The sequence below is a fragment of the Halomonas sp. NO4 genome, from assembly GCF_010994375.1.
Taxonomy (GTDB): Bacteria; Pseudomonadota; Gammaproteobacteria; order Pseudomonadales; family Halomonadaceae; genus Halomonas.
On record NZ_WHMA01000052.1, the window covers coordinates 14,143 to 14,412 of the forward strand.

The 270-nt window shown below is 64.1% G+C and carries 1 protein-coding gene; it reads left to right on the forward strand.

Annotation, left to right across the window (positions count from 1 at the left end):
* Nucleotides 1-189, forward strand: a 189-nt coding sequence (locus FEF15_RS19310; RefSeq protein WP_205598585.1) for a hypothetical protein, incomplete at its 5' end; no start/stop codon positions are given.
* Nucleotides 190-270 lie beyond the last annotated feature (81 nt).

A 270-nucleotide genomic window follows, 5' to 3' on the forward strand; every position in this document is an offset into this window, starting at 1 on the left:
GCCGAGATGCAGGCCGCACTCGGCGAAAGTGAGCACTACCGATACCTGATCGACCGCTTCCCCGATCAGCAGGCTTGCATCTTGCCCCTGCTGGACACCGCCATCGAGCGTGGCGGTCAGCTCAAGGGACGCCTTGATGCCAACATCAAGCTGCGCAGCCGACTGGCCAATGGGGAGGATCGCGCATGAGTTCGCCTTTCTGTCAGGCAACCGTTACCGGTGCCACGCCCCCGCTGCGTGACTGGCAATCCGCCTGTCTCCGGCAGGCTC